This window comes from Methylobacterium oxalidis (assembly GCF_007992195.1).
Taxonomy (GTDB): domain Bacteria; phylum Pseudomonadota; class Alphaproteobacteria; order Rhizobiales; family Beijerinckiaceae; genus Methylobacterium; species Methylobacterium oxalidis.
The window spans coordinates 1-1,489 of the sequence record NZ_BJZU01000279.1 but is presented as its reverse complement, the minus strand read 5'-3'; the positions used below and the strand labels follow the sequence as shown (position 1 = coordinate 1,489).

At 60.4% G+C, this 1,489-nt stretch carries 2 protein-coding genes; one reads left to right on the top strand and one right to left on the bottom strand.

Annotated features, from left to right (window positions below; translation table 11 throughout):
* Nucleotides 1-67: 67 nt before the first annotated feature.
* Nucleotides 68-985 (bottom strand): inositol monophosphatase family protein, encoded by a 918-nt coding sequence (locus MOX02_RS30550; RefSeq protein ID WP_147029501.1) that lies wholly within the window; start codon nucleotides 983-985, stop codon nucleotides 68-70.
* Between the two features lie 274 nt (nucleotides 986-1,259).
* On the opposite strand from MOX02_RS30550, the gene MOX02_RS33120 reads away from it, so the two are divergent.
* Nucleotides 1,260-1,489, top strand: a 230-nt coding sequence (locus MOX02_RS33120; protein ID WP_147029500.1) for a MerR family DNA-binding transcriptional regulator, incomplete at its 3' end; no start/stop codon positions are given.

The following is a 1,489-nucleotide window of genomic DNA, read 5'->3' as shown; positions in this document are numbered from 1 at the left end:
CCCTAACCTTGCACCGGCATCGCAGCACTCCACAAGCACAGCTTTGCCTGAATCTAGCTGGGTAGCATCAGTAAACCTTCACCTCTCGGCTGAGCAAACCCTCCGGATCCGGCACACCCTCAATGAGAGCCGTCCAAACTTGATCCCAGATCTGTCTGCTCCGTGCGGCCAAGAGACCATATCTCTTGGCTCCAGGCCGGAACGGATCACGGTTTAGATATGCAGCATGGCCGCCGCTCTCCTGCAGCAGGAGGATCCCGGCCGTATGATCCCAGGGCATGCTTCGCCAGAATAGCACGAAATCCTGCTGCCCCTGGAGGAGGGAAAGGTACTCCGCACCCGTGCATTTGCAGCCCGGCGTCACCTGTCCGACAGCGGAGAAGCGCCCCTCGGTGGCCTTCCGCAGCTCGTCATCGAAATAGCGGATCCAGGCCGCGCCGCGGAGATCGCGCAACGAGGGAGCAGCCGCCGCTGCCTGGCCCGTTGTAAGGCCCTCACCTCGGCCTCTGGTCAGCAGGATGTCTTCGAGCGGGTCGAGGATCCAAGCCAGGATTGGCGTGCCGCGGTTCAGAAGCGACACCATCATGGCGATGGGCGCCTGGCCTTCCACAAAGTTCGCTGTGCCATCGAGTGGATCGATGACCCAGACCCATTCATCTCCGAGATGCATGAGCAGCTTTGGATCCGCCGCCACCGCCTCCTCGCCGATCACCCGCGAGTTTGGAAGGAGCATCGTCACAACCGCGGCCAATCGGCTCTCAACATCGCGGTCGATCTGCGTGACGAGGGTGCCCGATGCTTTCCGTGATAGTTCTGCGGGCCGAGAGCTGCGGAAGCTCGGGATGACCAGTGAGTGCGCCGCGTCGCGAAGCGCAGATGATACGGCTTCTTGAACGTCGGTTGGGAGCAGAGTGCGCCACGCATCATCTTGCCTGGCTCCTGTCGCAAAGCCGGGCTGTGCTGGCATCTCCGCGGACTGGTCCATCTGCAAACCTCAACCAATGAGCTTACCTGAACGGGGGCGAGATCGACTTCTTGCCGCCGGGCAATCCCACAGACAATGCCGCCTCTTGATCCGAGCCCAGCCATCGGGAAATAGGCAGATTAAAGATACTATCCCTATCCTCTCATGCGGGCGCGCCACGATCTTCGTGTAGCTATCTCGGCCCCCTCAAATTGTTAGCCCCGGTCTTTAGGCTTAGGCTCGCAGGATCGTCTGATCAACCGTCCAATTCGGCGTTGTAGTCAAAGCGCCCTCAATGCCTTCCGCCGTCAGTACTCAGTGGCTGCTGGTGGTAAGCGGGGCACTCTCGCATAAGCGCCCCGTTGAGCTCAGGACAGTATTGGGGAGGGTTTGCCGCGTCACAGAACGTGGAGGGACCAAGGCGGGCGTAACAATCTGGGAGCTATCCGAGCGGACAGGGGTGAATGCTTCCACGATCCGCTACTATGAACGCCGAGCCGTTCTGCCGTTGTCTCATCGATTAAG